Raw genomic sequence first — 26,758 nt, forward strand, 5'->3', positions numbered from 1 at the left:
AGTATTCCCGAACTAACCGAAAACGACTCGAGGGAAGCGTCCTAACTTCGGGTTCGAAATCGAGATGGCGGGCCGACTGCAGCCGCCGGGACCGCCACGATCACTCCTCGGGATCGTCGCTTCGGACGAACGTCACCGGACACGGTGCCGACAGCAGGACTTCCTGGGCCGTCGAGCCGAACACCGCTTTCCCGGTCGGCGATCGACGACGGCCGCCGACGACAACCCGATCGACGTCGTTGCTGGTCGCGAGATCCACGATCGTCGGCCCGTGTTCGCCGATCGAGCCCTCGATCACGTAGTCGACGTCGTGTTCCTCGAGGACGGTACGGAGGTCGATGATCGACTGATGGCGTCGAGCGACGTCGTTGGGATCGATTTCGTCCGTGGCGCGGTCGAACTCGAGTCGCGTGAGGACGTCGTCGTACTCGTTGCTGGTAAACACGTGCGCGAGAATGACGGTCGCGTCTGCCGGCTTGGCTACTTCGACGACCGATTTCGCCAGTTCGTCGATTCGGTCGGCGTCGCCGGGTCCGACGGCGAGCAGGACGGTTTCTAACTCCATACTGCCACTATTCGAATGGAGTACCGTAAAGCCACGTTTTTTGTGAACTCCGCTTCCCGCCCAGTTCGACCGCGTTACGCCACGTACGCCCCATAACGGTCGTCGTTCCGGACCGTTTTTCCACGTGGCCCTCGATAGGAAAGACGACCCATGGACGGACCAGCGTTGTCGGATCGGACGGTACTCGTAACGGGGAGCGCAAAGGGCGTCGGTCGGGAATTCCTGCTGGCGACGGCCGACTGCGGGGCGAGGACGGCCGTCCACTATCACACGAGCGCCGACGCGGCCCGCGAGGTGGCCGACGAGGCGCTCGAGCGCGGGGCGAGCGACGCGATGACGGTGCAGGGAGACGTCACCGACCCCGAGAGCGTCGACGGCCTCTTCGGGGCCGTCGAGTCCGAACTCGGCCCCGTCGACGTCCTCGTGAACAACGTCGGCGACTTCGCGCCCGCCCACTGGGAGGAGATCGAGTTCGACGCCTGGAACCGGGTTCTCGAGACCAATCTCAACGGCACCGCCCTCTGTTCGAAACGCGCCCTGCCGAACCTGCGTGAGGGCGACTACGGCCGGATCGTGAACATCGGCTACGCCTCGAGCGAGAAGGGCCTCGTCAGTCCCAAGAACTTCCCCTACTTCGTCGCGAAGGCCGGGGTGTTGATGTTCACGCGGATGCTCGCGGCCGATACGCAGGACGACGGATTGACGGTCAACGCCATCTCGCCGTACGTCGTCGAGAACTCCGACGAGTTCCCCGAGGAACTGCCTCGAGACCGGCCCGCGAGCTTCGAGGACCTGATCCAGCCGCTGTACTTCTTCCTCGATCCCGAATCGGGATACATCAGTGGGGAGAACGTGGAGGTCGACGGCGGCTGGTTGCCTGAGACGGTGTGAGGTGTGTTACAGGGCTTCGATATCGGCTTCAGTATGGCTACTCGAGATCCACGTCTGGTCGTTGCCCTCGACGAACGCTGTGAACTCCCAGACGGACAGTTCGGTCCGTTCGGCGGCCGTTGTGAGCGTTATCTCTCCATTGACGAGTCGCTCGAGGAGTCGTTCACGACGTCGGTTCTCGAGTCCTACTGCGAGGAGTTTCCGGACGGCTGTACGCCGGTCGAGGCCCTCTTTCTCCGTGAGTTTCTCGAGGTCAGCCTCGAGTTCCTCGGACACTCGGACCGAAATCGTCTTCATACGTAATCGTCGTATCCAATGTGCCGTATATATTACTGTTAGAATACAAATAGTGCAAACTGATCGCCCCGGTCGAATACAACAAAGATAGTATAAGGTATCAACATAAACACATCGGGCAATGACGGAAAAGAGCACCAGTTCGACGGATCATCTAAATATGCTGGTCTATCTCCTCTTTTTGCTCGCAGCCGTTTTTCTCGGACCATTCAAGGCCGTTTTGGGTTTGGCAGTCTACTGGTTGATTCGACCAGAGACAAGCCGGAACGGCGCCGTTGAGTGAATTTACTAATTGATCGATTTCGGTCGGAGTTTCAGTGTGTAGGTCGCCTGTACTGACCAGCGAAAGTTCCGATTGGACCACGTTCGACGTATTTCGAGAGAGCCGAAAAATCACATCATATAACTCGAGCCACTCCGACGAGACACACATGACCGGCAACGTACGCACGATTCATATCGCACCGGAACAGGGCGCACCGATGGAACGACTCGAAGAGGTGCGCGCCGTCGCCGAACAGGGACTCGAGGGCGACCGCTACTTCGACACCGACGGGACGTTCGCGGATCGGGACGGCAGCGACCTCACGCTCATCGAACGCGAAGCGCTCGAGGGCGTCGCCGAGGAGTACGACATCAGTCTCGAGCCGGGCGTCCACCGGCGGAACGTGACGACCGAGGGGGTCGCGTTGAACCACCTCGTCGGGGAACGGTTCCGCGTCGGCGACGTCGTCTGTGAGGGTGTCGAACTCTGCGAGCCGTGTTCGTACCTCGAGCGACACCTCGAAAAGCAGGGCGTCCGCGAGGCGCTGGTCCACCGCGGCGGGCTTCGAGCGCGAATCCTCGAGGACGGGGACGTGGCGACCGGTGCACCGATCGAACGGGTCGAATAACGAAAGATCGATCGCGGGAAGGGAATAACACCCACATATGTTCGGGTGAACGGAGGTCAGAGGAAACAACAGCTACATTTTCGTGAGGCCGAAGGGGAACGTATGAACGAACCGGGCATCCAGTCGCTGATGGACCAGGAGACGCTCGAGCGACGCGTGCAGGCCGGCGAGACCCCGTCGTGGGTCGTCGAGCACTGGGAGACGTTCCGGGACGGCCTGCTCGGCGAGCGAAACGGGACCCCGTTTCCCTGTTTCTTCGGTGCCGAGTCCGTCCAACAGGGCGACCCGCTCTACACCGCCGTCCCCTCGATGAGCGACGCGGACGCACTCTTGACGCTCCGTGATCGCATCCTCGAGTACCTCGAGGTCTATCAAGACCACTCGGAGCGCGCGTCGCTGGTCACCTTCTTCAAGCCGGCCGAGCGGTCGCTCTCCGAGCGAGAGTACCACGACGCACTCTGGCACATCCTCCAGACGTTACACCTCCACGATCCGGAACCCTGGCCCGAGGACATTCCGACCGATCCGGACGACCCCTACTGGGAGTTCTGCCTCGGCGGCGAGCCGATGTTCCCGACCTGTCGAGCGCCGTTCTACGAGCAGCGAAAGAGCCGGTACTGTCCGATCGGCCTCGAGATCACGTTCCAGCCCCGCACGCTGTTCGAGAACATGGGCGTCACGGGCGACACCGAGGCTGGCCAGCACGCCCGCGAGGTCATCCAGGACCGACTCGAGGAGTACGACGGCGTCTGCCCGCACGCCGACCTCGGCGACTGGGGCGTCGAGACCGACCGCGAGTGGCCCCAGTACCTGTTTTCAGAGGACGAAGCCCAGGCCCCGTCGACCTGTCCGATTACGGTGACACGGGAGCATCCGAAGCCGGCTGCGAGGTTGCCGTAATGGCGGGTCGGAGCCGCGGAGACGGCAGGAACCGCGGAGGCAAGCGAGACCATGGAGACGAGCGAAACCACGGAGAAGATCGACTCGAGAACGCCGCCCTCCTCCTGATTGACCTCCAGACCGGGTTCGACGACTCCGGGTGGGGCGAGCGAACCAATCCCGAGGCCGAGACGAACGCGGCGCGCCTGCTCGCACACTGGCGCGAGACGGAACGTCCCGTCGTCCACGTTCGCCACGACTCTACGGAGCCGGACTCACCGCTTCGGGGGGATGGACCCGGCTTCGCGTTCAAATCCGAGACGGCCCCGCTCGAGGACGAGCCGACGATGGCGAAGTCGGTCAACAGCGCGTTCATCGGGACGGGACTCGAGAACTGGCTCCGCGAGCGAGATCTCGAGACGGTCGTCATCGTCGGACTCACGACCGACCACTGCGTCTCGACGACGACGCGGATGGCGGAGAACCTCGGCTTCGATCCGATCGTGGTCGCCGACGCGACCGCGACATTCGATCGACGGTTCGACGGCGAGACGTTCGACGCCGAGACGGTCCATCGGACCGCGCTGGCCCACCTCGAGGGCGAGTTCGCGGACGTGGTGTGGACCGACGAGATGGTCGGACTCGAGTCGGAGTCGTAGCGCGATCCGTGTGATCGAGTATTTCGGGGTGTACTCGGGCTTAGTGAGCGGAGTTGTTTTGATGAAAGGTTTGTGAAGGCGAACGTGTTGCTGCCGCTGGCGGCGATGAGTTCCACGTCCTCCCCAGCCGATTCGCTCGCGCCAGAGGCGCTCGCTCATCCACTGGAAGACGCTTTGCGTCTTCCAAGCCGTCACTCGCTACCGCTCGCGACGACCTCGCACACTATCGTCGGCCGACCTCACGTTCGTTCGGCCGACCGACAGCGCGCGCCACCACACGAGGCCTGATCGGTCATTCCGGCTGGCAACGCCTTCATTTCTACTCATCGAATCCCGATCACTGACCCGAACTCAGACGGTTCCGATGCCTTCGACCACGAAGATGATCGCCAGCGTCGCGACGAAGCCGACACAGGCACCGGCGACGAGCTGCGGTCGCCCTCGTCGCGGGAGGGATCGGCCAGCGTCGATCCCCGCAGGCACGAATTCGACGACGAGGAGGTAGAACAGCGCCCCCGCGGCGAACCCGAAGCTCACCGCCAGCAGTCCTTCGAAGGCGCTGACGAAGTAGTAGGCGGCGACCGCGCCGATCGGCTGTGGCAGGCCTGAGAAAACGGCCCAGCCGACGACCTTCCAGCGGTCCATCCCGTAGGCGATCAGCGGGATGGCGATTGCGAGCCCCTCGGGAACGTTCAGGATCGAGATCGCGATCCCCATGAAGACGGCGAGCGCCGGCACCGTAAGACCCGCAATCTCGAGTCCCTCACCCGTTCCGAGATCCGCGAACGCGACGCCGACGGCGATCCCCTCCGGAATGCTGTGGATCGTCAGCACGCCGACGGTCAACACGACCGTCCCCGGGTCGACGGCTGAGACCGTCCGCGGGGAGAACTCGTACCCCGACACGAGGTGGTCGGCGAGGAAGACGAACGCGACGCCGCCGATCAGGCCAGCCACAACGTGTGTGAGTTCGCCCTCGGCGAGCGCCTCGCCCAGCAACCCGAACAGTGACGCCGAGAGCAGGATACCGGTCGCGAGACCCCAGAGCACGACGAGCCAGCGGTCAGCGATCTCGCGAACGAGAAAGAACGGCGCGACGCCCAGCCCGGTGGCGAGACCGGTGACGAGACCGACGAGAAAGACGATCGAGAGTTCGGTGATAAGCGACATCGAGACCAACGTATATACTACGCAGATCGTTCTTCGGACGGATATATTCGCCTCATTCGATCGAGTCGATGTCCGTCCGCGCGACTCGCGATACCGTCTCTCGAGTTCAGCAGTCGAAAGAATGTGACACACCTATGGGCCTCCCCGTCAGTTGGACTCGTATGTACGTCGCAGTCGCTGGGACGTTCGGTCCGTTGCACGACGGCCATCGAACCCTGTTCGAGCACGCGCTCCGGTTCGGCGACGACGGCGTCGTCGTCGCGCTGACGAGCGATGAGCTTGCGGTCGAGACGCGCACCCAACCCCGGGAGATCCCCGCGTTCGACGACCGCGTCCGGCAAGTCACCGACGCCATCGAGGATCTCGACGAGTGGGACCGCGATATCGAGGTTCGGGAGCTCACGAGCGAGTACGGTATTGCGGAAGACGATCCCGAAATCGACGCGCTCGTCGTTTCACCGGAGACGGCACCCGAACTCGAGGCGATCAACGACCGACGACGAGAGCGCGGTCTCGACCCGCTCTCCGGAATCGTCGCCCCGTACGCCCTCGCCGCCGACGGCGAGCGAATCTCCTCGACGCGGATCGTCGCGGGCGAGATCGACGAACACGGAGCCAGCATCGAATGAGCGATTCGACCGCGAACACACGGCCGCTCCTGGTCGTCCTCCTCGCGAGCGCCGCGCTCGTGACGCTGGTGGTCCACCTCTCGGTCGTCCCCCAGCAGTACCCCGAGGACGTGTTCACGACCGGGCTGGCCCTCGTCTTCGGCTGGCTGACCTACACCCTCGCGTTCTACGCGGTGGGTCGAATCGGTTCGCAGCCGGACGAACTCCCCAGTATGCGCTTTGCCGACGTCGGGATTGCGCTCTTTCTCGTCTCGGTGCTACTCGCCGCTGCCCTCGACGGGTTCGGATTCACGCCCGGCGTGATCCTCGAGGCGTACGTCTTGCCGGCGCTTGGAATCTACGTCGGCCTCGCGCTGTTCGGCTGGTCGATCGGGCGCCGAACCGAAGCGATCAACGAGATCGTCCGCTGAGCGACTGGTCGGCCGCCAGGGTGTGTTTTTCGGGTATCGATCGATGTGGGGACGAAGCAATCAGTAGAGGCGAAAGACTGTGCGCTCACCGCGAGCGCACGAAGTGAGCGAGCGGGCCGACGACCGACCCGAAGGGCGCTGCGCTATGCGCCGCGAAAAGGCGAACGGTGGACAACTGATCAGTCCATGACGCCCATCGACTTTGCGATCGTATTGAGCTGGATCTCGTCGGTCCCCTCGACGATCCGCAGGATCCGCGCCTGGTGGAGCAGATCCATGTAGGGGTTCTCCTCGGCGAGTCCGTTCGCGCCGTTGACCTGCACCGCGGCGTCGGCAACCTCCCACATGACGTTCGTCGCGAACCACTTCAGCACGGAGGAGTCCATCACCGTCCGCTCGTCCTGGGCCATCTTCCAGGCCAATTTCAGTCCCGCCGCGTCGGCGGCGTACGTCTTCGCCTTCCCACGAGCGAGTTTCGCCGAGACCTGCTGGAAGTCACCGATCGACCGACCGAAGGCCTCGCGCTCGGTGACGTACTCGGTGACCTCCTCGAGCAGAAACTCACTGTACCCGACGGCCTCAGCGCCCAACTCGAGCCGCCCGAGCGAGAGAAACTCCATCGCGGCGTAGAAGGCCCCGTCGACGTCGCCGAGCACTCGCTCCTCGGGAACTCGGACATCGTTCAGAACGATTTCGGCCTGTGACCCGACGGAGCCGACGGCGTTGTTGAACGAGCCGAGTTCGTACTCCTCGCGCTCCACGATGAAGCAGGTGATTCCGCCGTAGCGCCCGACCTCCTCCTGTGGCGTGGTTCGCGCGAAGAGTTGCACGAAGTCCGCGTACGGCGCGTTGGTGATCCACTGCTTGCGACCGTCGAGGACCCACTCGTCGCCTTCCTTTCTGGCCGTCGTCTCCATGTTCGGTGAGTCCGAGCCGGCCCCGGGTTCGGTCTGGGCGAAGGCCGTCGACTTCTCGGCACGGACGGTCGGCTCGAGGTATCGCTCCACTTGGTCGCCTTCGGCCTGCAACAGGAGGGGTTTCGGTCCCTCCGGGCCGGCGAGGACGTAGCGAGCCATCCCGGGACCGTGGGAGGCGAGGTGCTTTTTCGCCCGGTACCAGGTGACCGGCGAGACGTCCTCGCCGCCGATGTCCTCTGGCAGGTTCATCGCGTAGAAGCCGGCTTCCGCGGAGCGACGGCGGATCTCTTCGCGGGCCTCGAGCAACTCGTCGGTCCACCGACCGTCCTCGCGGTGGCCCTTTCGCGGATTCGTATAGACGTCACCCAACTCGTCGACGATCGGCTCGACCTCCTGGGCAACGAACTCGTCGAGGCTGTCGAGGATCAGTTGCGTCTCGCCGTCGACGCCGAAACTCACGCCACCACTGTCGTTCGTTGACATACCCCAACGAGTGTGTGGAACGGCTTAAGTTTCAGCGTCCCCCTCCTTTTCTGCTTCGAGCACGATATCGAACCGATCCCGCAGTCGTTTCTTGTCGAACTTGCCCGTCGAGGTCTTCGGAATCTCCTCGATGAACTCGTAGGCGTCGGGGAGCCACCAGTCCGGGAAGGTTTCCGCAAGATGACTCTCGAGATCGTCTTCAGAGAGTTCCCCAGTTCCCGTCGGAACGACGATGGCGAGGGGGCGTTCCTGCCAGCGATCGTGCTCGACCGCGACGACCGTCGCCTCCGCGACGCGCTCGTGGGCCATCAGTTCGTTCTCGAGTTGCACCGAGGAGATCCACTCGCCGCCGGACTTGATCATGTCCTTGTCGCGGTCGACGACGTCCACGTAGCCGAGTTCGTTCCGCACGGCGACGTCTCCCGTCCGAAGGTAGCCGTCCTCCGTGAACGCGTGTTCGTTCTCCTCGGGGCGGTTGTGGTAGTGGTCGGTCACCCAGGGACTGCGAACCTCGAGTCCACCCATCGTCTCGCCGTCACGCGGGACCTCTTCACCGTCATCACCGATCACTCGAACCTGCATCCCTGGAACGGGGAATCCGGCCATCGCGCGGTACTCGTACTGCTCGTCGGTCGGCAGCTCCGTGACCTCCTTTCGGAGGGTGCTGAGCGTGCCCAGCGGCGACGTCTCGGTCATTCCCCAGCCCTGGAGGATCGGTGCGTCGTACTCCTCGTCGTACCGGCGGATGAGCGACTCCGGCGGCGCGGAGCCGCCGACCGTCAGCCGGTCGATGTTCGAGATGTCGACCTCGGGATTCTCGTCCAAGTACTCGGCCATCTCGAGCCAGATCGTCGGGACGGCGGCCGAGAACGTCACTTCCTCCTCGTCGATCAGGTGGGCGATCGACTCGGGATCGGTGTGGACCGAGGGGAACACCTGCTTTGCGCCAACGAACGTCGCGCCGTAGGGGATCCCCCAGCCGTTGGCGTGGAACATCGGCACGACGGGGAGCACCGTGTCCCGTTCACCGATCGCGTTGGCGTCGACGTGGCCGCCCATGACGCTGTGGAGGTACATCGCCCGGTGGGTGTAGGGGACGCCCTTGGGGAGTCCCGTCGTCCCAGACGTGTGGCACATGCCGTACTCCGTGTCCTCGTCGATATCCGGCCACTCGTACTCGGTGGGGTGGCCGGAGAGCAGCGACTCGTAGTCGGTCACCGGCTCGAGGTCGGTCTCCGGGATCTCGGCCTCGCTTCCGAGGACGACGTACTGCTCGACGCTCTCGAACTCGTCGGCGTTTGCCGCGACCTTCTCGACGAACGCCGGATCGACGAAGAGCACCTCGTCTTCGGCGTCGTCGACCGTGTGGACGAAATGGTGGTCGGGCAGGCGCATGTTGCACATGTGAATCGACCGCCCGGTGCAGGCCGGCCCGAAATACAGTTCGAAGTGCCGGTAGTGGTTCGTCGCGACCACCCCGACTCGCGCGCCCTGCTCGAGTCCCAGTTCGTCGAGCGCGTGCGCGAGCTGGCAGATCCGCTCGTACGCGTCGGCGTACGTGTACCGGTGCGTACTCCCGTCGGGCAGTTTCGTCACCAGCTCTCGGTCGGGGAACAGGTCGACCGCGCGCTCGAGAAGCTTGTCAAGTGTTAACTGCACACTCATCATGGCTGGGGCAAATATTACGGTCAGACAGTTAACTGTTCGGCCGCCCCCTCGGGGACGCGCGGTGCGCCCGGAGCACCATCCTGTCAGACGACCCGAAGGAGTTATCACGAGAACCGTGGTGTGTCGGGACATGCCATATAACGGCGTATACGAGGCGGTCGCCGACCAGCACGACCCCGACAGGGGGTGGGAGGAACACGCCCACGTCGGCGACGAAACCTCGCTCAACGTTGCCACGGAAGCGCTCGGCCGTCATGGCGATTCGAATCGACCCGGCCTCCGGATTCGGGACTTCGAAACCGGCGAGACCGAACTGTACACGTTTGCCGAACTCGACGCCGCCGCCAACCGTGTCGCCAACTACCTGTGCGACCACACCGACCGCGGCGATCGGATCGGGGCGATGGCTCCGACGCGACTCGAGCTGTACGCCGTCGTGTTCGGGACGATCAAGGCGGGACGGATCTATCTCCCGCTCGCGCCGGTGTTCGGTCCCGACGCGTTGAACTATCGGCTCGAGGATTCGGGTGCGAGCGTCCTGTTCACGACGGACCGCGGCTGTGAAATCGCCGATGGCGACCTTCCGTCGCTCGAGCGCGTCGTCCGGATCGGGGACGACTCGGGCGACGGGAGCGCCGACGTCGACGCAATCGGCAACGGTACCGCGACGAACGACGGCAATGCGGCCGACGACACCGATTCGGTCGTCGACGGCGATACGATCGTCGACGACTACGACGCCGTCCGAACTCGCCCAGAAACCTTCGAAACCGTCGAGACGCACCCGAACGATCCCTACACGTTGACCTACACCTCCGGAACGACCGGCCAGCCCAAGGGAGTCCTGAGCGCACACCGCGGCCCGATCGAACTCTACGCCTACACGGAATACGTCGTCGACCTGCGACCCGACGACGTCTATCTCGTCGCCGCGTCGCCCTCGTGGTCGTACGGGCTCACTATGGGCACGATCATGTCCGGGATTCGAGGGACGGCCATCGGTTGCTACCGCGGGCAGTTCGACCCCCACGCCTTTTTCGAGACGCTCGCCGAGTGGGACGTCGACAACGCGATGATCCCACCGACGGCGCTCCGCCAGTCCCGCGCCGCCGGCATCGATCTCGAGGCGTACGACATCGATCTCCGGGTGCTGATCTCGGCCGGCGAGTCGCTCGATCGGGAGACCGTCGACTGGTGTGAGGACGGACTGGGCGCGCCGCCACAGGACGCCTACGGGCTGACCGAGGCGGGGATGGTCGTCTGTAACTACGCGTTCGACGACTGGGAGGTCAAACCCGGAAGCATGGGGAAAGTCACGCCCGGCGTCGAGGTGGCGCTGCTCGACGACGACGGTACCCGAGTCGAGCGGGGCGAGGTGGGCGAGATCGCGATCGAACGAGACGAGGACGCCCGCGGCTCTTACTGGGGGTGTCCCGAGGCGACCCTCGAGAGCTTCACCGGTCGCTGGCTGCGCACGGGCGACCTGGCCCGGCAGGACGAGGACGGCTACTTCTGGTACGTGAGCCGGGCGGACAACGTCATCGTCTCCGCGGGCCACCGGATCGGTCCCGAGGAGGTCGAGGCGACGCTGCTCGACCACCCGTCGGTCGAGGAGGCTGCCGTCGTCGGGAAACCGGACGAAACTCGCGGCGAAATCGTTGCGGCCTTCGTCACGCTCGTCGGCGATTACGAGCCCTCGGACAGCCTTGCGGACGAACTCCGACAGTTCGCGCGCGAGGAACTCTCCAAACACGAGTATCCGCGAAACGTATCGTTCCTCGAGGAGTTGCCGAAGACGGCCAGCGGGAAGATCAAGCGTTCCGCGCTCCTCGAGTGAGTCCGGTCGATTGGTCTCTCGTCTTGGAACGATCACGTACTGGGGAGCAGTACCATTTTTCGTCGGATTCGTTCGCCGGCCGTCAATCGTCGCCCTCGAGCCGCACTAGCTCGTCGACGTCGGGGATGTCGGCCGCGGCGTCCGTGATCTGTCGCATCCGATCGGTGTGTTTGTCGACGGCGTAGGCCGCGAGTTCGCCGTCCTGCAGGCCGACGCGCTCCTCGGCGGCGTCCGGCTGGAATCGGTCGTCCTCGGTAATGCCCTGGACGAGCGGGAGCAGTTCGTTGACGGTCCGCTCGATCAGTTCGGGATCGACGCCCTCCTCCCGAATGAGCGTCTTGAGCTGATTCATGCCGAATCCGACGTGGCGTCCCTCGTCGCTTCTGATCTTCGTGAAGCCCTCGACCAGTCCCGGCAGGTACGGTAGCTCCTCGAACTCGCCGCCGTAGGAGGTCTGCATCCCGTAGTAGCCCGTTTGGGCGAGGATCCCTTCGACGGTGAGGTGATAATGGCAGTACGCCTTCGCGCGATTTTCGGGCGTGTCGTCCTCGAGCAGTCGATCCTGCGCCTTCTTGTTCCGGTCGAACAGTTCGACGTAGGGCTCGTTAAACCACTTGTCCGCGCGCGGATTCGATCGCTCCCAGCCGAGTTCGTCCTCGACCGTCCAGATCACTTCGCGCCAGTAGCGATCGAAGAAGTCGGCGTGTTTGGCCTCCTCGTAGAGTTGGGTCGTCAGGAACAGCTGGTCGTCGATGTCCTCGAGCACTGTCGCCAGCGGCGCGAGATCCTCGGTGACGGCGTCTTCGCCCGCACCGAACTTGGCGATGCCGTTCAGCGTTCGGTCCCACGCCCGGGCGTCGTAGTCCTCGGTGCCCTCGATGTACTCGAGGAGGTTCTCGATGTCCTGCTCGAGGTCGATTTCGCCGGGATCCCAGTGCCGTTCGACCGCATTCCGGTAGTATCGGTTCGATCGTGACTCCCGGTCCATCATCGCCGATGGTGTGTACTCTGTTGTCATACCCCAACTAACTCGTCAGTGCTATTAACGTTATCCCGTCACCTCCGCCCGCAGTGGCGAGGTCACGTCGCCCCCTTCGGACCGTCACTCCCTCGTATCGTCGACCCGCTCGTGTGCGTCGAGCGTCGTCATGGTCCGGTAGACGGTGAGCCGGTCGGCCTTTCCGAGCCGATACCGGTAGTAGCCGTAGGCGACGATAAACCAGCCGATGAGCACGACGCCGACAACGGGCTGCTGGAGGAGCGTAACGAGCCAGAACGCGCCGGTCACGACCCCGCCGCCGAGCACCGCGAGCAAGAGTCCGCGGTACCGACGGAGGCGGAACGGCGCGTTCTCGTAGTGCTCGGGGAACTCCCGCGGGAGGTTCCAGAGCCCGATCGCACAAAAGAAGTACGCGGTGAGGCTGGCGAGCCCGATGAACGTCGACAGCCCGACGATCTCGCCCGCGAGCGGGACGAGCGCGAACGGCGGCACCCCGAGGAGGGCCACCGCGTAGTGAGGCGTGTCGAACCGCGGGTGGACTCGAGCGAGGAGCGCGGGGAAGACGCCGTCCCGACTCGCTCGCATGAGCGTTCGCGAAAAGACCAGCAGCGTCGTGTTCACCGTCGTCACGACCGCAAAGATCGCGCCGCTGGCGATGACGTACTCACCCCACCAGGGGAGAAACGCCGACGCGGCGAGCGCGAGGTCGGCCTCGCTGCCGAGGTCAGTGTAGGGGACGACGCCGACCAGGACCGCGATCAGCGCCACGTAGAACAGGGCGACGATGCCGATTCCGAAGCCGAGGACGAGCGGAATCGTCCGTCCGGGGTCCTCGATTTCTTCCCCGAGTTCGATCAGCAACCCAAAGCCAAGAAACGGGTAGAATAGCGCGACGACCGCGAGCGCGAACGCGCCGTAGTCGGGGAAAAACGGCGTGTAGTTGGCCGCCTCGACCGCGCCGGCTCCGGGAACGATGAAGACGAGCAGGGTCGCGACGAGGCCGACGAAGAAGAGTATCTGCACCTGAGCGACCATCCTGAGTCCGATCAGATTGATCAGAAGCACGAACGCGAGCAGCGCGTAGATCAGCAGCAACGACGGCACGTCGAAGAAGATTCGCGTGTACTCGGCGAACCCCGTCGCCGTGATCAGCAGCGACGCCCACGCGACGAGTGGAATGGTAAACGGGACGAGAAACCCCCAGTAGGGCGCGGTCAGTCGCGAAATGTAGACGTACAGTCCGCCGGCGACGGGCATCGCGGAGCCGAGCAGCGCGTTGTACAGTACGACGAAACTCGCCGGGATCGCCGCCAGGAGGATGGCCAACACGAGCGACGGTCCCGATGCACCGGCCAGCGGACCCGGTAACACGAAGATCGGGACGGCGATCGCGTTCCCAACTAGAAGCGCGAGAACGCCCAGGAGACCGATGCTCGAGGAGAGCGTCGTCGGTTCGGCGTCACCGGGGCTGCTCATCTCTGGCGTGGCCGTCGGCCCGACGGCAACGTATCTTGTAGTCTCGAAGCCGACGTCCGAGCGCGAACCCGAGCACGCCGCCGAGAAGCGGGATCACCAACAGGAGTATCTCGGCGAGGAGCAACGGGAGTAAGATACCGACACCGAGACCGACGACCAGTCCGCCTTCCGGGTACTGCGCTGCGGCGACCTCGCGCTCGATCTCTTCCATCTCGTCTGGAACATCGCGGTACTGTCCGATTGCCATATGTTGGCCCACCACACACCGGCTCAAATATCTTTGGGAAGAGTTGACACGAACAGATCGCTTTCCGTTCGCGTCAAATGGATCGATGAGGGGAAGCAACCGGATTCGAGGTCACCGCGTTCGGTAATTCCGCCGGAGTCAGGCTTGCTGCGGTGCCGATCCGATCTCGAAAATCTCCGTGTAGAGGCTCTCGGCGAGCGCGTCGATATTTTCCTCCGCCTCGCTGGCGGCCATCGTGTCACCGACGCCCTGCCACTTGACGGAAAGCTGGGCCACCGGAACCAGTGCAATCCCGCCGGCGGTGATCTCGCCGTCCGGCGTGTGAACCGTCCACTCCGTTCGCATGCCGTCCGACGAACGGGTGACGTCGTCGATCTGGCCGCCCGCGGCGACCCACCGCTCGACGAGCCCGTCGGTGATCCGCCGCAGCTTTCGCTCGCCGAGGATGTGGACGGCGATGCCGCCAGCCACGAGCGCGACGAACGCGGCGATCGCTACCGGCAGCCCGCCGTAGGGAACGTTCACCGACGCCGCGAGTCCCGCAGTGACGACGACGAGTCCGAGGACCCGCGCGTCGACCGCGCTGGGGATCGTGCCGCTCCAGCCGGCTGTCTGTGATTGTCTCTGAGTCGGCTGCTCGAGTTGCATCTCGTCTACGTCTGTCGAGGACGCCCGGGAAGTCGTTGGGCTGTCCCAGTGCTCGCTTTATACGAGAACTGTCAAACTCATTCGTAATCGAGTAATTCTTCGTCGCCGTGACGTTCGCGCAGCGCCTCGAGGTCGTCCCGTTGTTCCTCGAGTCGCGGCGTCGGCTCCGCGTACGCGTACTCGAACATCTCTCGGGGATCGACGTCGCTATCGGCGTCTTCGGCGCGATCGATCAGGGTCTCGAGGGTCGCGTCGATTTCGGACTCGATCGACTCGATCCGCTCGTCGTCGAGCAGGTCGCGGCTGCGCAGGTAGGCGTCAAATCGGTCGATCGGGTCCCGGTCGCGCCAGCGCTCGACTTCCTCGTCGTCCCGGTAGACCGACGGATCGTCGGCCGTCGTGTGCGCGCCGTAGCGGTACTGGACGGCCTCGATCAGCGTCGGCCGTACTCGGTCGCCGTCGCCCTCGAGCGCCTTCTCTCGCGCGGCTTTCGTGACCACGTAGCTCGCCAGCGGGTCCATTCCATCGACCTGCACTCCCTCGAAGCCGTAGGCGTCGGCCTTCTGTGCCAGGGTGGCGCTGGCCGTCTGGCGCTCTCGCGGGACCGAAATCGCCCACTGGTTGTTGTTACAGAAGAAGACCGTCGGCGTATCGAAGACGCCGGCGAAGTTCATCGCCTCGTGGAAGTCGCCTTCCGACGTCGACCCGTCGCCGAAGTGGACGAGGCTCACGCGCTCGTCGTCGTTCAGTTTCGCGGCCCACGACCAGCCGACCGCCTGGGGGAGGTGGGCGCCGATCGAGATGTTCAGCGGAAAAACGTTGATCTCGTCGATCGCTGCGTTACCGTCCTCGTGGCCCATCCAGTACAGCAGGTATTCCCAGGGCAACTCCCGGGAGACGAGCGCGCCGTGTTCCCGATACTGGTAGGAAATCATGTCGTCGTCCGCGAGCGCGTACGTCGACCCGATCTGTGACCCTTCCTGGCCGGCCAGCGAAGAGTACGTTCCCATCCGCCCCTGTCGCTGGAGGCTGATCATTCGCTCGTCGAACCGCCGGGAAAAGCGCATATCGCGGTACATCCCGAGCAGCGTCTCGTCCTCGAGATCCGGCTCGAGGTCCGGTGCGACGACGGCCCCGTCGCTATCGAGCACCCGAATCCGATCGTCCGGCGCTCGCTCGAGAACGGCGTGCTCGAGGGTGTCTTCTGACATGCCTGGACCGTGGGCTGCGGACTACATAACCGTACTCGTGCCGGAACTGCAGTCGGAAACCGACGGGAACGGTCCACCGTCGAGACCGTGGCGAAAAACGCTATGTGCTGGCCCCAGTATGCCAGCGTATGACCTGGACGGTGATGCCGACGTTCGAGGATTACACGCAGGCGCGAGCGGCGTTCGAGTGGGACCTCCCCGACGCGTTCAACCCCGCCGTCGATTTCCTCCGGAAACACGACGACACGAGTCGGACGGCGCTCCGATACGAGGACCCCGACAGCGGCCTCGAGACCTACTCCTTCGACGACCTCGACGACCGATCGGACCGGCTCGCGGCCGCACTCGCCGACCTCGGCGTCGAAGCGGGCGACCGCATCGGTGTCGTCGTTCCACAGAAACCCCAGAATCCGATCACCCATCTGGCGAACTGGAAGCTCGGTGCCGTCTCCGTCCCGCTCACGGTGCTCTTCGGACGCGACGCGCTGCAGTATCGACTCGCCGACAGCGAGGCTACCGCCGTCGTCGTCGATCCGAGCGTCCGCGAGACCGTCGACGAGATTCGCGGGGAGTGTCCCGACCTCGAGCACGTGATCGAACTCGGCACCGGGGGATCGGTTTCGGGGAACGCCCACCCGTTCGACGACCTGCTTGAGGCTCACGAGCCCGGGGTCGAGGTTTACGACGCGACGCCGGAAACACCGACGGCGATCATGTACACGAGCGGCTCGACGGGGCCGCCGAAGGGCGTCCGCCACAGCCACGCCCTCTGGCTCGGCCGGGCCGCGGCGGCGTACAACTACTTCGATCAGGGGCTCGAGCCGGGTGAGACCACGCTCTGGACGCCCGCCGACTGGGCCTGGGGGGCCGCGCTTGGCGGCACGCTCTTCGCGGCGTGGCACCACGGCTGTACGATCGTGGGCTGGCCGCGCGACGGGTTCGATCCCGAAGCGGCCTACGACCTCATGGCGCGCCACGACGTGGACAAGGCGTTCATGCCACCGACTGCGCTCCGGATGCTGATGTCGGTTGACGACCCCGAGGACCGGTTCGATCTCTCCCTCGAGACGTTCGCTTCGGCGGGCGAACCCCTCACGTCCGAGGTCGTCGACTGGGTCAACGAGACGTTTGCGAACGTCGCGATCAACGACTTCTACGGGCAGACCGAACTCAACCTCGTCGTCGGCAACTCGGACGACTGGTTCGACACCCGGCCCGGGAGTATGGGGAAGCCGTTCCCCGGCTACGAGGTGTGCGTGCTCGACCCCGACGGAAACGAGGAGTGCGAGACCGGCGAGGTGGGCGAACTCGCGGTGAAGCCGGGGGATCGACGCGTCTTCTTCGACGAGTACTGGAAGCTACCGGAGAAGACGGCCGAAAAACGAACGGAGGAGGGATGGTTCCGCACCGGCGACCTGGTGAAACGCGACGACGAGGACTATCTCTGGTTCGTCTCCCGGACCGACGACGTGATCCTCACGAGCGGCTACCGCGTCGGCCCGATGGAAGTCGAGGAGGCGATTCTCCACCATTCCGACGCCGAACAGGCGGGCGTCGTCGGCGTCCCGGACGACACTCGCGGCGAGGCGATCAAAGCGTACGTCCAGCCCGCGACGACCGACTACGACCCGGCCCAACTGCGCGAGGAGATTCGCGACCTCGTCCGAGAGCGCCTTGCCGAGTACGAGTACCCACAGCACATCGAGTTCGTCGACGAACTCCCGACGACGACGACCGGCAAGATCCAGCGTCGCTCGCTCCGAGATCACGAGGAACCATCGAACGCGACCGACGACTGAACCGTTCGGAGGTCATCACCACTCGGTCTCACCGACTCGAGTCTCCCCCGGAACGCCCCGACGAGCGCCGATTCCAACGAATCGACAGTCAAAGTCGGTTTTATGAGTCCACTGTGTGAACATCCACCTATGCACCGCGTGCTACTTCCCGTCGACACGAACGAGAGTCGAGCGATCAAACAGGCGACGTACGTCGCCTCGCTGCCGGACGCAGCGCAATCGGTCGAAGCGTACATCCTGTTCATCTTCAACGAGGAGAGTGCGGACCTGCCAAAGGAGTTCGAACAGTTCAAGTCGGCCGCGAGAATCGGGTCCGTTCGCCGCGCGAAGGAGCGACTCGAGGAGTCGTCGGTCGACGTCACCGTCCTCGACAAAAGCGGCGAGGCCGAGGGTGGGAACATCCTCGAGACGGCCGACGAGTACGATGTCGACTCGATTGTACTCGGCGGTCGGAAGCGCTCGCCGGTCGGCAAGGCGGTGTTCGGCAGCGTCACGCAGTCGGTCATCCTCGAGACCGATCGGCCGGTCGTCGTGACGGGCGGCGGAGAGGACTGAGTCCGGTTTTTCGACCGTTTCGGCCGTTTTCGTGAATTTCCGACCGTTCTCCCCGATCGATCGCCTCGAGTTCGGGCGCGGATTCGACTCGTGTTCAGCCGCTGCCGTCGTCACATTCTTCGCGTACTTATAAACCTACAAATGAAACTAGGAAATTCACGAGCTAGTGACTCCAAATCCAACGCGAAAATCGGATTTGACGGAATTGACAACTATAAATAATCAGAAATATATCACTTGTCCGAAAATCCGCAAAAAACGACAGAGCAGCCGCTACCAACCTGGTGGACCCAGAGTGAGAAATTCGTTACCCGAACTCACGCAGGTAGTCGCCCAACGCTCGCACGAACGTCTTCGCCGTGATCACTGGCGGTGACCGGATCGGCTCGTCGAGCGCGACCTTGATCAGGTAGTCCGTTAGCCGCCACAGATTGTAGATCAGCGTCGACAGCGCGAAGTTGCACAGTCGAAGCCGGTAGCCCGTCGACGACGTCTTTGGCATGAAATCCTTGAGCGACTTGTACTGGTTCTCGATGTCCCACCGTCGACTGCATCCGTTCACGACACTCGAGATTTCTTCGGGTTCAACGCGGTCCTCGTTCGTCACGAACACCGCGTACTTGCCGTCGGCATCGTTGCTCGTACTCGGCGCGTAGAGGAACTCCGCCTCGTGATGGACCTCACCATCGATTCCGAACGGGACATCGTTTTTAACAGCTTCATCCGCCGTTGAATGCTCCTGAATATCCTGGATCGCCGCTAAATCATCCTCGTACGTCGGAACCGGTGAGAGATACGTGAGCCCGCGATCGTCAACGTCTGCGTACATTCGGTTGACGTAGAATCCGCGATCGAACATCACCAGATCCAGATCGACGAACTACTCAGCACGGTCAAACAATCGACTCACTAAATCGGCTTTCGAGTACGATGGAGAACAGTCGGGCTCCCACGCGGAATTCTCTTTGACCGGCTCAATACCGAGAACGATCGGTGCGTGGTCGCCAACCAGCGTGATAGTAGCGTACTTATACCCGCGCTTGTACTCGCCGTCTTTCTTGTACCCGCTCACCATTTTCGGGCAGTCTGGCTTCGCGATCCCCGCCTCCTTGTCCTCCCACGGCCAGACGTGAAACTGCTCGTGGGTTATGTCGATTGCCGAAACGGTCTGACGAGAGTCGAAGGAATCGTCACCACGGATCGAGTTGATGATGTTTTCCGTGGCAGCGTTGAATGCCGTCATAATCGCGTCCCGAACCTGGTCGATCTCGGCCATCGAATCATCGTCCTCGAAATCCTCGAATGTGAGCTGGCCATCCGAACCCTTGGACGTGGCGATCTTCTTGATTGCACGAATGAACGTCGAATCGTCACAGATGAGGTTATCGTCGGTGGGCCAGCCGTACTCGGCTTCTGAGTGGGCACTGCTGGAGATCTGCAAGATGGTGATCGACGTAGACCCACTAGAGAACGTGAACGTAGAGCCGCCTGAGAGTACATCTGTCGTACAGAGAGAACCATCAGAGGAAGCGCTTCGTAAGCTCATTTCGAACGGATGGAAGAATCCCTTGAGCCAATCACAGACGACCAATCCGAAGAGAATTGTGAGTGAAGAGACTCTGTCGGAACCGTATTTTTTAGATATGAAATCGTATGAAATAGCCGGTTGCTGAAGACTGCTTATTGAGCAAAAGCACTTACCTTCATTTGGCATAACAAAATGCATGGGTAAGGCAAAGCAGCTATATTATTGGGTGGATGACTTGGCACGGAATCTATATTGTGCAAAAATGCTGCTCTGGCTGGTCTCGTATCCGCTCTGTCTGTATTCGTGGTTCGTCACTTGCTGTCTGAACCAATGATTTTACAGCCAGTCATAATGGGGGCTACAACGGCTGTAGTATTCTACGCGATGAACCCGAACCAGCAGAAGTAAAAATGCTGTACTATCCTCTCATCTCTTCCACTGTGAGACCAATCTCCATTATAATTGCATGCGCTCGCTGTAGCAAAGAGACACTACACCGACCGATGTGTTAGTTCCCCGTATAGACCGGACTCGGATCAGATTTTATCACCTGATGAGGATTTCAACAGAACCATTCAAATCCTCTTCACGTATGGGTATTTGCCGTGACCACTCTTTGAACGAGTCAGCCAAAAACCGATAGAATCCCTGTCAGAGTAACATCTGCTCACCAATAGCAATATCACCACACATTCAAGAGTGTTAATGTATCTTGGAAAATTACCACTTTTTGAAAGTTTGTTCTTCAATTAAGCATATATGTCTGAGAAAAATATCTGAAGATAGAAAGTCAGGGAATATAGAACATCACTGGATACCGATCAGTGGAATAGAATGACAACAACAAGCAAATCAAGCAGATAACATGGACCAGAAGAAACCGCGATCAACGAAAGGAGCCTCAAGAAGAACCGTTATGAAGACTCTTGGAGTCGCCACTCTCACAGGAATTGGTGCATCAGGTGTTGCTGGTGCCGCCACTGATGGTGAAGTTGCTTCTGACGACCTCCACAGCGATGACAAGCATGTCTTTGACGCCGAGAAGCTGGAATCTGACGATGCCATGTCGGAGGTCTATAGGGAATCTCCACTGTACCTCATAGAGGAGGTGAGTAATGGGTTCCTAGTGTACTACGATGTTGAAGAAGTCGAAGAGGAGTTCGAGACCGTCTCATACGAAAAGGACGGCCCCTCGATTACAGAACAATTGCAGTCGGACCCCAAAACAAAGAAAGCCAAGGAAGAAAGCAGTAATACTATTGACGAGATCAAAGAAGAGGGACGATCGAGCATTCGACCTCAGTCAAGCCACAACTTCACAGTCTACCTTGGTAGTGATCGATCCCGGTCGTTTGTCGACGATGGTGACGCAGATACCTACACAATCTGGGGGAACAAAAACGCGGAATACTCTGTTTCTGACAGAGAAACCCGAACCGATATCAGCGTTTCTCCCACAGCGTTATCTGACCCAGGTGCATACGCTGAACTCAGTTCGGTCTTCCAGGTTTCGGGTAGCGGCACAGAGTCCGCCACTATAACGGTCGAAACGGAACACCAAGGTACTCTGTGGGCAGCAGCAGGTGCGACCTCGGAGATCGACATTGAGTTCTCTGTTGAGAATCTGAGTGGGACCGGATCGTGGAGCAGTTCGATTCTCAACGAGGAAGTGTCTGGCATTGTCAACGACGAGGATTTCCAAGGCACTGAGGAAACCTCAGTCACGGTCAACCTTCAGGGAGGAAACAGCTACCGTCTAGCTATCGAACAAACGTCGACATGCTATGTTGGCGGTTACAATGGTGCCACTAACCGCTTCGGCGGTTACTTGTCGGGCGGTAATTTCGACGACGAGTATCTCCAACACCAGAATTGGAGCATCGAATTCTAACTTCTCTAAAATATAATTTCACTTCCTGGATCTCCTGCGAACCCGACAAATATTTAGATTAATTAACTAACGGTTCTATTCCGATTCGACTATGGAGCAATAGAGGGTATACACAGCAGCGAATGCGATAAAGACGACAATCATACCGATCGCTACACCGACCCATCCTCCATATGGGAATCCATAGGCAAGGAGAAGTAATCCGAGCTGTTCACCCACGTATGCCATCATTAGGATTACACCCAACCCTACAAAAAATCGGACAATGAAATTTCGCTCAATGATATTCTGCTCCATATGTACCCCGTCCCCACCGATCCACATAAATTTTATCTCTGTGATCTCCGGAAATCGGTGGGGGACCCACCTTCTGATGAATGATTCGAGTGATGAACAGAAGGTATTAGTGGTGAATGCCATTTCGTGGTGACAAGTGGCGGCCACTGGTTGTCACTCGCCGACTCAAGAGACTAGCAGAATGTGAGCAGTCGAATTGCGTCTCACAGAGGGTTCATTTCAAGTGGGTCGCGATGCTTCTAAACGGTAGCATCGCAGCGAGCCTCTTACCATAGATGATCACCCGGAATGTTCAATATTTACCGTTCACGTACTTACATTTATTATGGTTAGTCAAACAACGTGTAATATGGCTAACGAGGATAGCGCAGAACTTCGGTCAACGCTCCACAAACGACACAACGTACTCGCCGCCCTCGCAACCGAACCCCGGACGAAACCAGATCTCGTCGACGCCATCGCCCCGTCCCGCTCGACAATTGATCGCGCCATTAGCGCCCTCAAAGACGCAGGCTGTATTGAGCGACGTGACAGCACCTACTACCTTACCCAACTCGGCCGTGTATCTCTCGCTGAACATAACCGACACACGAAGACTATTGACGGTATCGCTCGCGCCAGTGATGTCCTTGACTCCGTCTCCACAGATGTCCACATCGATCCCGTCTTCTTCAGCGGAGTATCCGTCCAGATCGCCGATCCGCATGCCCCAGAATCTGCCCTCAAAGATAGTATCGAGGCGCTCAAGGCAACCGACCGACTAGTTGGTCTCGTTCCCGTCATCCTCTCGGTGTATATTGAAGCACTTACCGACCTCGTCCGAGAACACGACGTCAAAGCCGAACTCCTCCTCCACGAAAACGCATTTGATTCCCTCCTTGAATCCTATCAGGATCGATTCGGCAACATTGACACCACTGCTCATGTTGACTTCTACGTGACCGACCAAGACCTTCCTTATGCTCTCTGGATCACGGAACATGACGAGCGCTCGCGAGTTGATATCACCGCCCATGAGAACGGTGGCGTGCGTGGCGTCCTAATGAATGATTCCCCGACTGCTCTGCAGTGGGCTCGCAACGAGTTCGCTGAGTATCTCGAAACTGCAGATCCGGTTACAGTTGATCTGATATGATGACCTCGCACGCCAATCCTGGATGAATCTGAGGACCCGTTGGCGGTATGTCCGCCGCCTAGTCCAGTCGGCTCACTTATCGGTGAGAATATTATCCAAAGCGGCGGCCAAGTTCTTTGATGACTACAACCCCAGTCATCAATATGCCAAGAAACAATAGTGGTAACCATGAACCATCTGGTGGTGCCTGCCCAACAATACACAATTGGATAGTAATAGCATTAGTGTACCGCCTTTTCTAAAGTGCTAATTAGCTCGACACCGACGATAAGTGTTGTTGAGTTGGTGGTTTGTAGGAATCCAAACGCAGAATCTGTGGTCGTACAGGCTACCGATTTGCTATCGCGCTCACTAGTTTATCAACCGGTCGCCGTTCACCGTTCGACGAGACGGCGATGGTGTCCCGACGGCGTCTCGGTTCGGTTTGCGCCGAATCGTCGTCCCTCCTGCCCGTTTGCTGACTCTTATCTGTCCGACGCTCAATGTGCACGCATGGCACTCGAGAAACCGGATCTCTCCGGCCAGACGGCGTTCATCACGGGGACGACCCGCGGCATCGGCAAGTCGATCGCACTCGCCCTCGCGGAGCAGGGCTGCAACATCGTCTCGACGGGCAAGACGAGCGAGGACGACGACGATTACGAGGACCGCGACCTCGAAGGATCAATCGAACAGACGGCCCGCGAAGCGGAAGAACACGGAGTCGAGGCGCTTGCGATCAAACTCGACGTCCGCGACGAGGCGGCCGTCGAGGCGGCGGCCGACCGCGCGATCGACGAGTTCGGCGAGGTCAACATCGTCATCAACAACGCGAGCGCGATCCAGCTCGCGGCCGTCGAGGATCTGCCGCCCAAGCGGTTCGACCTCATGACCGATGTCAACGTTCGGGGAACGTACCTGACCTCGAGGGTCTTCGCGGACCATCTCCGCGAGGTGGATAACGCGTGGCTACTCACGAATTCGCCACCGGTCGGCATCGACCGCTCCCCCGGGTCGGGTCCGTACGCGTGGTCGAAACTCGGGATGAGCTTCATCACGCTCTCGCTTGCGAGCGAACTCGGCGGCGACGATGTCGGCTGTAACACCTTCTGGCCCGTTACGGCGATCGACACGCGCGCGACGCGATACTTCGGGATGGGCACCGAAGAGGACTGGCGAACCCCCGAGATCGTCAGCGACACCGTTCTCGAGATACTCACTCGCGACCCTGCGGAGTTCACCGGGAATGCGGTCTACGACGAGGATGTGCTTCGAGAAGCCGGCGTGGACGATTTCTCGCGGTACAACCTGACGGAAGGCGATCCGGCGCCCGGATCGGCGCAGCTGTTCGATCCCGAGTATTCTCGGCCCGAGTGAGTTTCGGCTATCGCTCGTACGACGAGGACGACCGACCGTTCGACCCGGTTGCCAGGGGCGTAGAACCGTCGGAACGACTATTTTTGGCCACGTTGAAGTGCTAGATGAGATCATGTACGATCACATACTCGTGCCCACCGACGGGAGTAACCCGGCAACGGCCGCAGTCGAAGAGGGAATCGAACTTGCCCGGCAAAACGACGCCGCGATCCACGCGCTGTACGTAGTCGAACCGATTCCGCTCGGTCAATTCTCCGCCGGTCCCGGCCCGGCCTCCTCGGAGTGGGGCGATGTCGTAGAGGAACAGCGAAACGAAGGTGATGCGGCCACGTCCGACGTTGCCGACCGTGCGAGCGAGTACGACCTCGAGGTCGTCGAGGCGATCGAGCACGGCAAGCCACACGTCCAGATCATCGAGTACGCCAACGAACACGATATCGATGCGATCGTCATGGGCACCCACGGTCGTTCCGGGGCGAATCGACTCGTTCTCGGAAGCGTCACCGAAAACGTCGTGCGAAAGAGCGAGGTTCCAGTCCTTACCGTCCGAGAGTGACGCGGCGATCCAGCACTAGTAGTCACTGAAAATCGCTGCACACCCGATCGCACGAGGGCGTTTCGATCGGTGTCTCAATCGTTTCAGTTGTTACTATACTCGTGTGACCGTCACGCTACCGGCGCGAGTGCGGCCGGCGGCTCACTCGAGGGACTCCCGCCCGTCTCCTCGATCACGTATCGCTGTCCGAGCATCGGATCGAGTAAGCTGTCGACCTCGCCGCGGTCGTCCCGGAGGACCGGTGCGTCGGGGTCCGGATCGCCCAGGTGGTTGTCGATCTGGTCCGCGAGGTCGACGCTCAGTTCGCGGTCCTCGTTGCGCTCTTGGAGGTCGGCCTCGGCGAACCCGTTCTCCTCGTTCGTCGCCACGATCTGGATGTTCTGGATGGCACTCGAGTCGGAGGTCCGGAAGGCGTACGTGTCGGGGAAGACCTCGTCCATCGTCCCCTGCTGGGCGTGATAGAACTCCGCGGCCGGCCCGTTCGGCGCGGCGATAACGTTAGCGTGGAAGATGCCGTCGTCGGTCAGCCGCTCGCTCACGAGGTCCATGAACTCCACGGTGGTCAGGTGGAAGGGGACCTGATCCTGTTTGTAGGCGTCGAGGACGATCAGGTCGTAGGTTTCGTCGGTGTTCTGGAGGAACTGCCGACCGTCGTAGACGTGTGAGGTCATGTTCTCGTCGTGCTCGAGGCCGAAGTAGTCCTCGGCGGCGTCGGTGACCTCGGGATCGATTTCGACCACGTCGATGTCGACGTCGTACTGTTCCTCGAAGTCCTGCGGGCCGGTGTAGCCACCGCCGCCGATGAACAGGACGTTATCGACGTCTTCGACGTCGTCGGTCATGAGCATCGGCAGGTGAAAATAGGTCGTGTACTCGAAGACGTGTCGGTCGGGGTCCTCGAGGTCCACCGCGCTATGTCGCGCGCCGTCTAAGTACATCGTCCGCTCGTTGCCGTCGTCGACGATCTCGAGTTCCTGATGGGCCGTCTGGGTCTGGTAGACGACGTCGCCGCGGTGGTCGATGGCGACCGGCCCGGCACCGGTCGCGGCGACCAGCAGGAGGAGGACGACGACGCTCGTGAGGACGGGTTTCCGCGGGAGCGTGGGGAGGTTGAGTACGACCGCCGTGCCGACGAGGATGAGTCCGAACAGGAGCCCGATCCCGTCGATACTCAGCCCCGGAATAAGGACGAACGTGGTCGCTCCCGAGCCGAGGATGCTGCCGATCGTCCCCAGCGCGTAGACGTGTCCCGACGCCTCGCCGGTTCCGCGCTTCTGTGAGAGTTCCGCGGCGTAGGGGCTGATGAAGCCGAGCAGGTACGTCGGCGGCCCGAAGAGGATGATCGCTGCCGGGAGCGCGGCGTACCGCGGGGGCAACGCGAGCGTCGCCGTATACCGCAGGAGAAAGTCGCTCGCGTAGATCACAACCGCGACGTACACCGCCGTTCCGAGCAACAGCCACGACATCTCCCGGTTCGTCGCGGTGCTGGCTCGCTTCCCGCCCTGCCAGTAGCCGAGGCTCAACGCGGCGAGGACGACCGTCAGAATCCCGCCGACGGTGTAGATGTGGCTGCCGAACTGCGGGGCGATGAGTCGGACGGCCAGAATCTCGAGACCCATGCTGGTGACCCCCGAGACGAAGACGGCGAGTTCGGGTTTCGTGGGTCGATAGTTCGCGGCGGTCCGCACGTCCATTACCCGATCGGAATGGGTCCCGCCGTGAGTACTTGTCGTCTCGGTAGCGGTCCGGGACGCTTTGCGG

At 61.5% G+C, this 26,758-nt stretch carries 25 protein-coding genes and 1 pseudogene; 13 read left to right on the forward strand and 13 right to left on the reverse strand.

Annotated elements, in window-relative coordinates; translation table 11 throughout:
- Window positions 1–100: 100 nt before the first annotated feature.
- Entirely contained in the window at window positions 101–565 is a 465-nt protein-coding gene (locus NATTI_RS0113990) for a universal stress protein (RefSeq protein ID WP_006090089.1), read from the reverse strand.
- Between the two features lie 150 nt (window positions 566–715).
- Between NATTI_RS0113990 and NATTI_RS0113995 the strand changes: the two genes are divergently transcribed.
- Entirely contained in the window at window positions 716–1,456 is a 741-nt protein-coding gene (locus NATTI_RS0113995; RefSeq protein ID WP_006090090.1) for an SDR family NAD(P)-dependent oxidoreductase, read from the forward strand.
- Between the two features lie 6 nt (window positions 1,457–1,462).
- On the opposite strand, the gene NATTI_RS0114000 is transcribed toward NATTI_RS0113995, so the two are convergent.
- Window positions 1,463–1,753: a hypothetical protein gene (locus NATTI_RS0114000; protein WP_006090091.1), complete on the reverse strand. Its 291-nt coding sequence runs from the start codon at window positions 1,751–1,753 to the stop codon at window positions 1,463–1,465.
- A gap of 431 nt (window positions 1,754–2,184) precedes the next feature.
- Here NATTI_RS0114000 and NATTI_RS0114010 point away from each other — a divergent pair, with 431 nt between their 5' ends.
- From NATTI_RS0114010 to NATTI_RS0114020, 3 genes are all read left to right on the forward strand, one after another.
- Complete coding sequence (locus tag NATTI_RS0114010) at window positions 2,185–2,646, forward strand: MOSC domain-containing protein (protein WP_006090092.1); 462 nt, start codon at window positions 2,185–2,187, stop codon at window positions 2,644–2,646.
- 102 nt (window positions 2,647–2,748) lie between these two features.
- Window positions 2,749–3,546 carry a YqcI/YcgG family protein gene (locus NATTI_RS0114015; protein WP_006090093.1) on the forward strand — a complete coding sequence of 266 codons (798 nt, stop codon included), beginning with the start codon at window positions 2,749–2,751 and terminating at the stop codon, window positions 3,544–3,546.
- Window positions 3,546–4,184 carry a cysteine hydrolase family protein gene (locus NATTI_RS0114020; RefSeq protein ID WP_006090094.1) on the forward strand — a complete coding sequence of 213 codons (639 nt, stop codon included), beginning with the start codon at window positions 3,546–3,548 and terminating at the stop codon, window positions 4,182–4,184. Before NATTI_RS0114015 ends, NATTI_RS0114020 begins: the two co-directional genes overlap by 1 nt.
- A 351-nt stretch (window positions 4,185–4,535) precedes the next feature.
- Here the strand turns inward: NATTI_RS0114020 and NATTI_RS0114025 are convergent, their stop codons facing one another.
- Window positions 4,536–5,354, reverse strand: coding sequence for a ZIP family metal transporter (locus tag NATTI_RS0114025; protein WP_019991891.1), 819 nt, complete (start codon window positions 5,352–5,354; stop codon window positions 4,536–4,538).
- 161 nt (window positions 5,355–5,515) lie between these two features.
- Between NATTI_RS0114025 and NATTI_RS0114030 the strand changes: the two genes are divergently transcribed.
- Both NATTI_RS0114030 and NATTI_RS0114035 read left to right on the forward strand, forming a co-directional pair.
- Entirely contained in the window at window positions 5,516–5,983 is a 468-nt protein-coding gene (locus NATTI_RS0114030; protein WP_027119168.1) for a phosphopantetheine adenylyltransferase, read from the forward strand.
- Window positions 5,980–6,393, forward strand: a complete 414-nt coding sequence (locus tag NATTI_RS0114035; protein WP_006090097.1) for a hypothetical protein — start codon at window positions 5,980–5,982, stop codon at window positions 6,391–6,393. The genes NATTI_RS0114030 and NATTI_RS0114035 overlap by 4 nt, the downstream gene beginning before the upstream one ends.
- Window positions 6,394–6,572: 179 nt before the next feature.
- Here NATTI_RS0114035 and NATTI_RS0114040 read toward each other — a convergent pair whose 3' ends face one another.
- Both NATTI_RS0114040 and NATTI_RS0114045 read right to left on the reverse strand, forming a co-directional pair.
- A complete protein-coding gene (locus NATTI_RS0114040; protein ID WP_006090098.1) occupies window positions 6,573–7,793 on the reverse strand; it encodes an acyl-CoA dehydrogenase family protein in 1,221 nt (406 codons plus the stop codon).
- A 24-nt stretch (window positions 7,794–7,817) separates the two neighbouring features.
- Entirely contained in the window at window positions 7,818–9,461 is a 1,644-nt protein-coding gene (locus tag NATTI_RS0114045) for a long-chain fatty acid--CoA ligase (protein ID WP_006090099.1), read from the reverse strand.
- A gap of 130 nt (window positions 9,462–9,591) precedes the next feature.
- On the opposite strand from NATTI_RS0114045, the gene NATTI_RS0114050 reads away from it, so the two are divergent.
- Complete coding sequence (locus NATTI_RS0114050; protein ID WP_006090100.1) at window positions 9,592–11,298, forward strand: acyl-CoA synthetase; 1,707 nt, start codon at window positions 9,592–9,594, stop codon at window positions 11,296–11,298.
- 82 nt (window positions 11,299–11,380) lie between these two features.
- On the opposite strand, the gene NATTI_RS0114055 is transcribed toward NATTI_RS0114050, so the two are convergent.
- The 5 genes from NATTI_RS0114055 to pdhA all read right to left on the reverse strand — a co-directional run bounded on the left by NATTI_RS0114055 (window position 11,381) and on the right by pdhA (window position 15,880).
- Complete coding sequence (locus tag NATTI_RS0114055) at window positions 11,381–12,316, reverse strand: ferritin family protein (protein ID WP_006090101.1); 936 nt, start codon at window positions 12,314–12,316, stop codon at window positions 11,381–11,383.
- A gap of 84 nt (window positions 12,317–12,400) precedes the next feature.
- Window positions 12,401–13,774 carry an APC family permease gene (locus NATTI_RS0114060; protein WP_006090102.1) on the reverse strand — a complete coding sequence of 458 codons (1,374 nt, stop codon included), beginning with the start codon at window positions 13,772–13,774 and terminating at the stop codon, window positions 12,401–12,403.
- The gene (locus NATTI_RS0114065; protein WP_006090103.1) at window positions 13,758–14,021 is read right to left on the reverse strand and encodes a hypothetical protein; all 264 of its coding nucleotides are present in this window, start codon (window positions 14,019–14,021) and stop codon (window positions 13,758–13,760) included. Before NATTI_RS0114065 ends, NATTI_RS0114060 begins: the two co-directional genes overlap by 17 nt.
- Window positions 14,022–14,159: 138 nt before the next feature.
- Entirely contained in the window at window positions 14,160–14,669 is a 510-nt protein-coding gene (locus NATTI_RS0114070; protein WP_006090104.1) for a hypothetical protein, read from the reverse strand.
- 77 nt (window positions 14,670–14,746) lie between these two features.
- Window positions 14,747–15,880 (reverse strand): pyruvate dehydrogenase (acetyl-transferring) E1 component subunit alpha, encoded by a 1,134-nt coding sequence (pdhA, locus tag NATTI_RS0114075; protein ID WP_006090105.1) that lies wholly within the window; start codon window positions 15,878–15,880, stop codon window positions 14,747–14,749.
- Window positions 15,881–16,008: 128 nt separating this feature from the next.
- Between pdhA and NATTI_RS0114080 the strand changes: the two genes are divergently transcribed.
- A complete protein-coding gene (locus tag NATTI_RS0114080) occupies window positions 16,009–17,679 on the forward strand; it encodes an acyl-CoA synthetase (RefSeq protein WP_006090106.1) in 1,671 nt (556 codons plus the stop codon).
- A 129-nt stretch (window positions 17,680–17,808) separates the two neighbouring features.
- A complete protein-coding gene (locus NATTI_RS0114085; protein ID WP_006090107.1) occupies window positions 17,809–18,234 on the forward strand; it encodes a universal stress protein in 426 nt (141 codons plus the stop codon).
- Window positions 18,235–18,541: 307 nt separating this feature from the next.
- Here NATTI_RS0114085 and NATTI_RS0114095 read toward each other — a convergent pair.
- A pseudogene (locus NATTI_RS0114095) lies at window positions 18,542–19,660 on the reverse strand (transposase); the annotation flags it as partial.
- A gap of 967 nt (window positions 19,661–20,627) precedes the next feature.
- On the opposite strand from NATTI_RS0114095, the gene NATTI_RS0114100 reads away from it, so the two are divergent.
- Window positions 20,628–21,653 (forward strand): hypothetical protein, encoded by a 1,026-nt coding sequence (locus tag NATTI_RS0114100; protein ID WP_241434325.1) that lies wholly within the window; start codon window positions 20,628–20,630, stop codon window positions 21,651–21,653.
- 75 nt (window positions 21,654–21,728) lie between these two features.
- On the opposite strand, the gene NATTI_RS0114105 is transcribed toward NATTI_RS0114100, so the two are convergent.
- Window positions 21,729–21,950 carry a hypothetical protein gene (locus NATTI_RS0114105; RefSeq protein WP_027119170.1) on the reverse strand — a complete coding sequence of 74 codons (222 nt, stop codon included), beginning with the start codon at window positions 21,948–21,950 and terminating at the stop codon, window positions 21,729–21,731.
- Window positions 21,951–22,299: 349 nt separating this feature from the next.
- Here NATTI_RS0114105 and NATTI_RS25425 point away from each other — a divergent pair, with 349 nt between their 5' ends.
- The 3 genes from NATTI_RS25425 (at window position 22,300) to NATTI_RS0114125 (ending at window position 24,997) form a co-directional block, all read left to right on the forward strand.
- Window positions 22,300–23,085, forward strand: coding sequence for a helix-turn-helix transcriptional regulator (locus NATTI_RS25425; protein ID WP_006090110.1), 786 nt, complete (start codon window positions 22,300–22,302; stop codon window positions 23,083–23,085).
- 492 nt (window positions 23,086–23,577) lie between these two features.
- On the forward strand, window positions 23,578–24,441 hold the full coding sequence (locus NATTI_RS0114120) for an SDR family oxidoreductase (RefSeq protein ID WP_006090111.1): 864 nt from the start codon (window positions 23,578–23,580) through the stop codon (window positions 24,439–24,441).
- 112 nt (window positions 24,442–24,553) lie between these two features.
- Window positions 24,554–24,997 (forward strand): universal stress protein, encoded by a 444-nt coding sequence (locus NATTI_RS0114125; protein WP_019991899.1) that lies wholly within the window; start codon window positions 24,554–24,556, stop codon window positions 24,995–24,997.
- Between the two features lie 110 nt (window positions 24,998–25,107).
- Here the strand turns inward: NATTI_RS0114125 and NATTI_RS0114130 are convergent, their stop codons facing one another.
- Window positions 25,108–26,691 (reverse strand): spermidine synthase, encoded by a 1,584-nt coding sequence (locus NATTI_RS0114130; RefSeq protein WP_006090113.1) that lies wholly within the window; start codon window positions 26,689–26,691, stop codon window positions 25,108–25,110.
- Window positions 26,692–26,758 lie beyond the last annotated feature (67 nt).

Origin of the sequence: Natronorubrum tibetense GA33 (assembly GCF_000383975.1) — an archaeon.
Taxonomy (GTDB): Archaea; Halobacteriota; Halobacteria; order Halobacteriales; family Natrialbaceae; genus Natronorubrum; species Natronorubrum tibetense.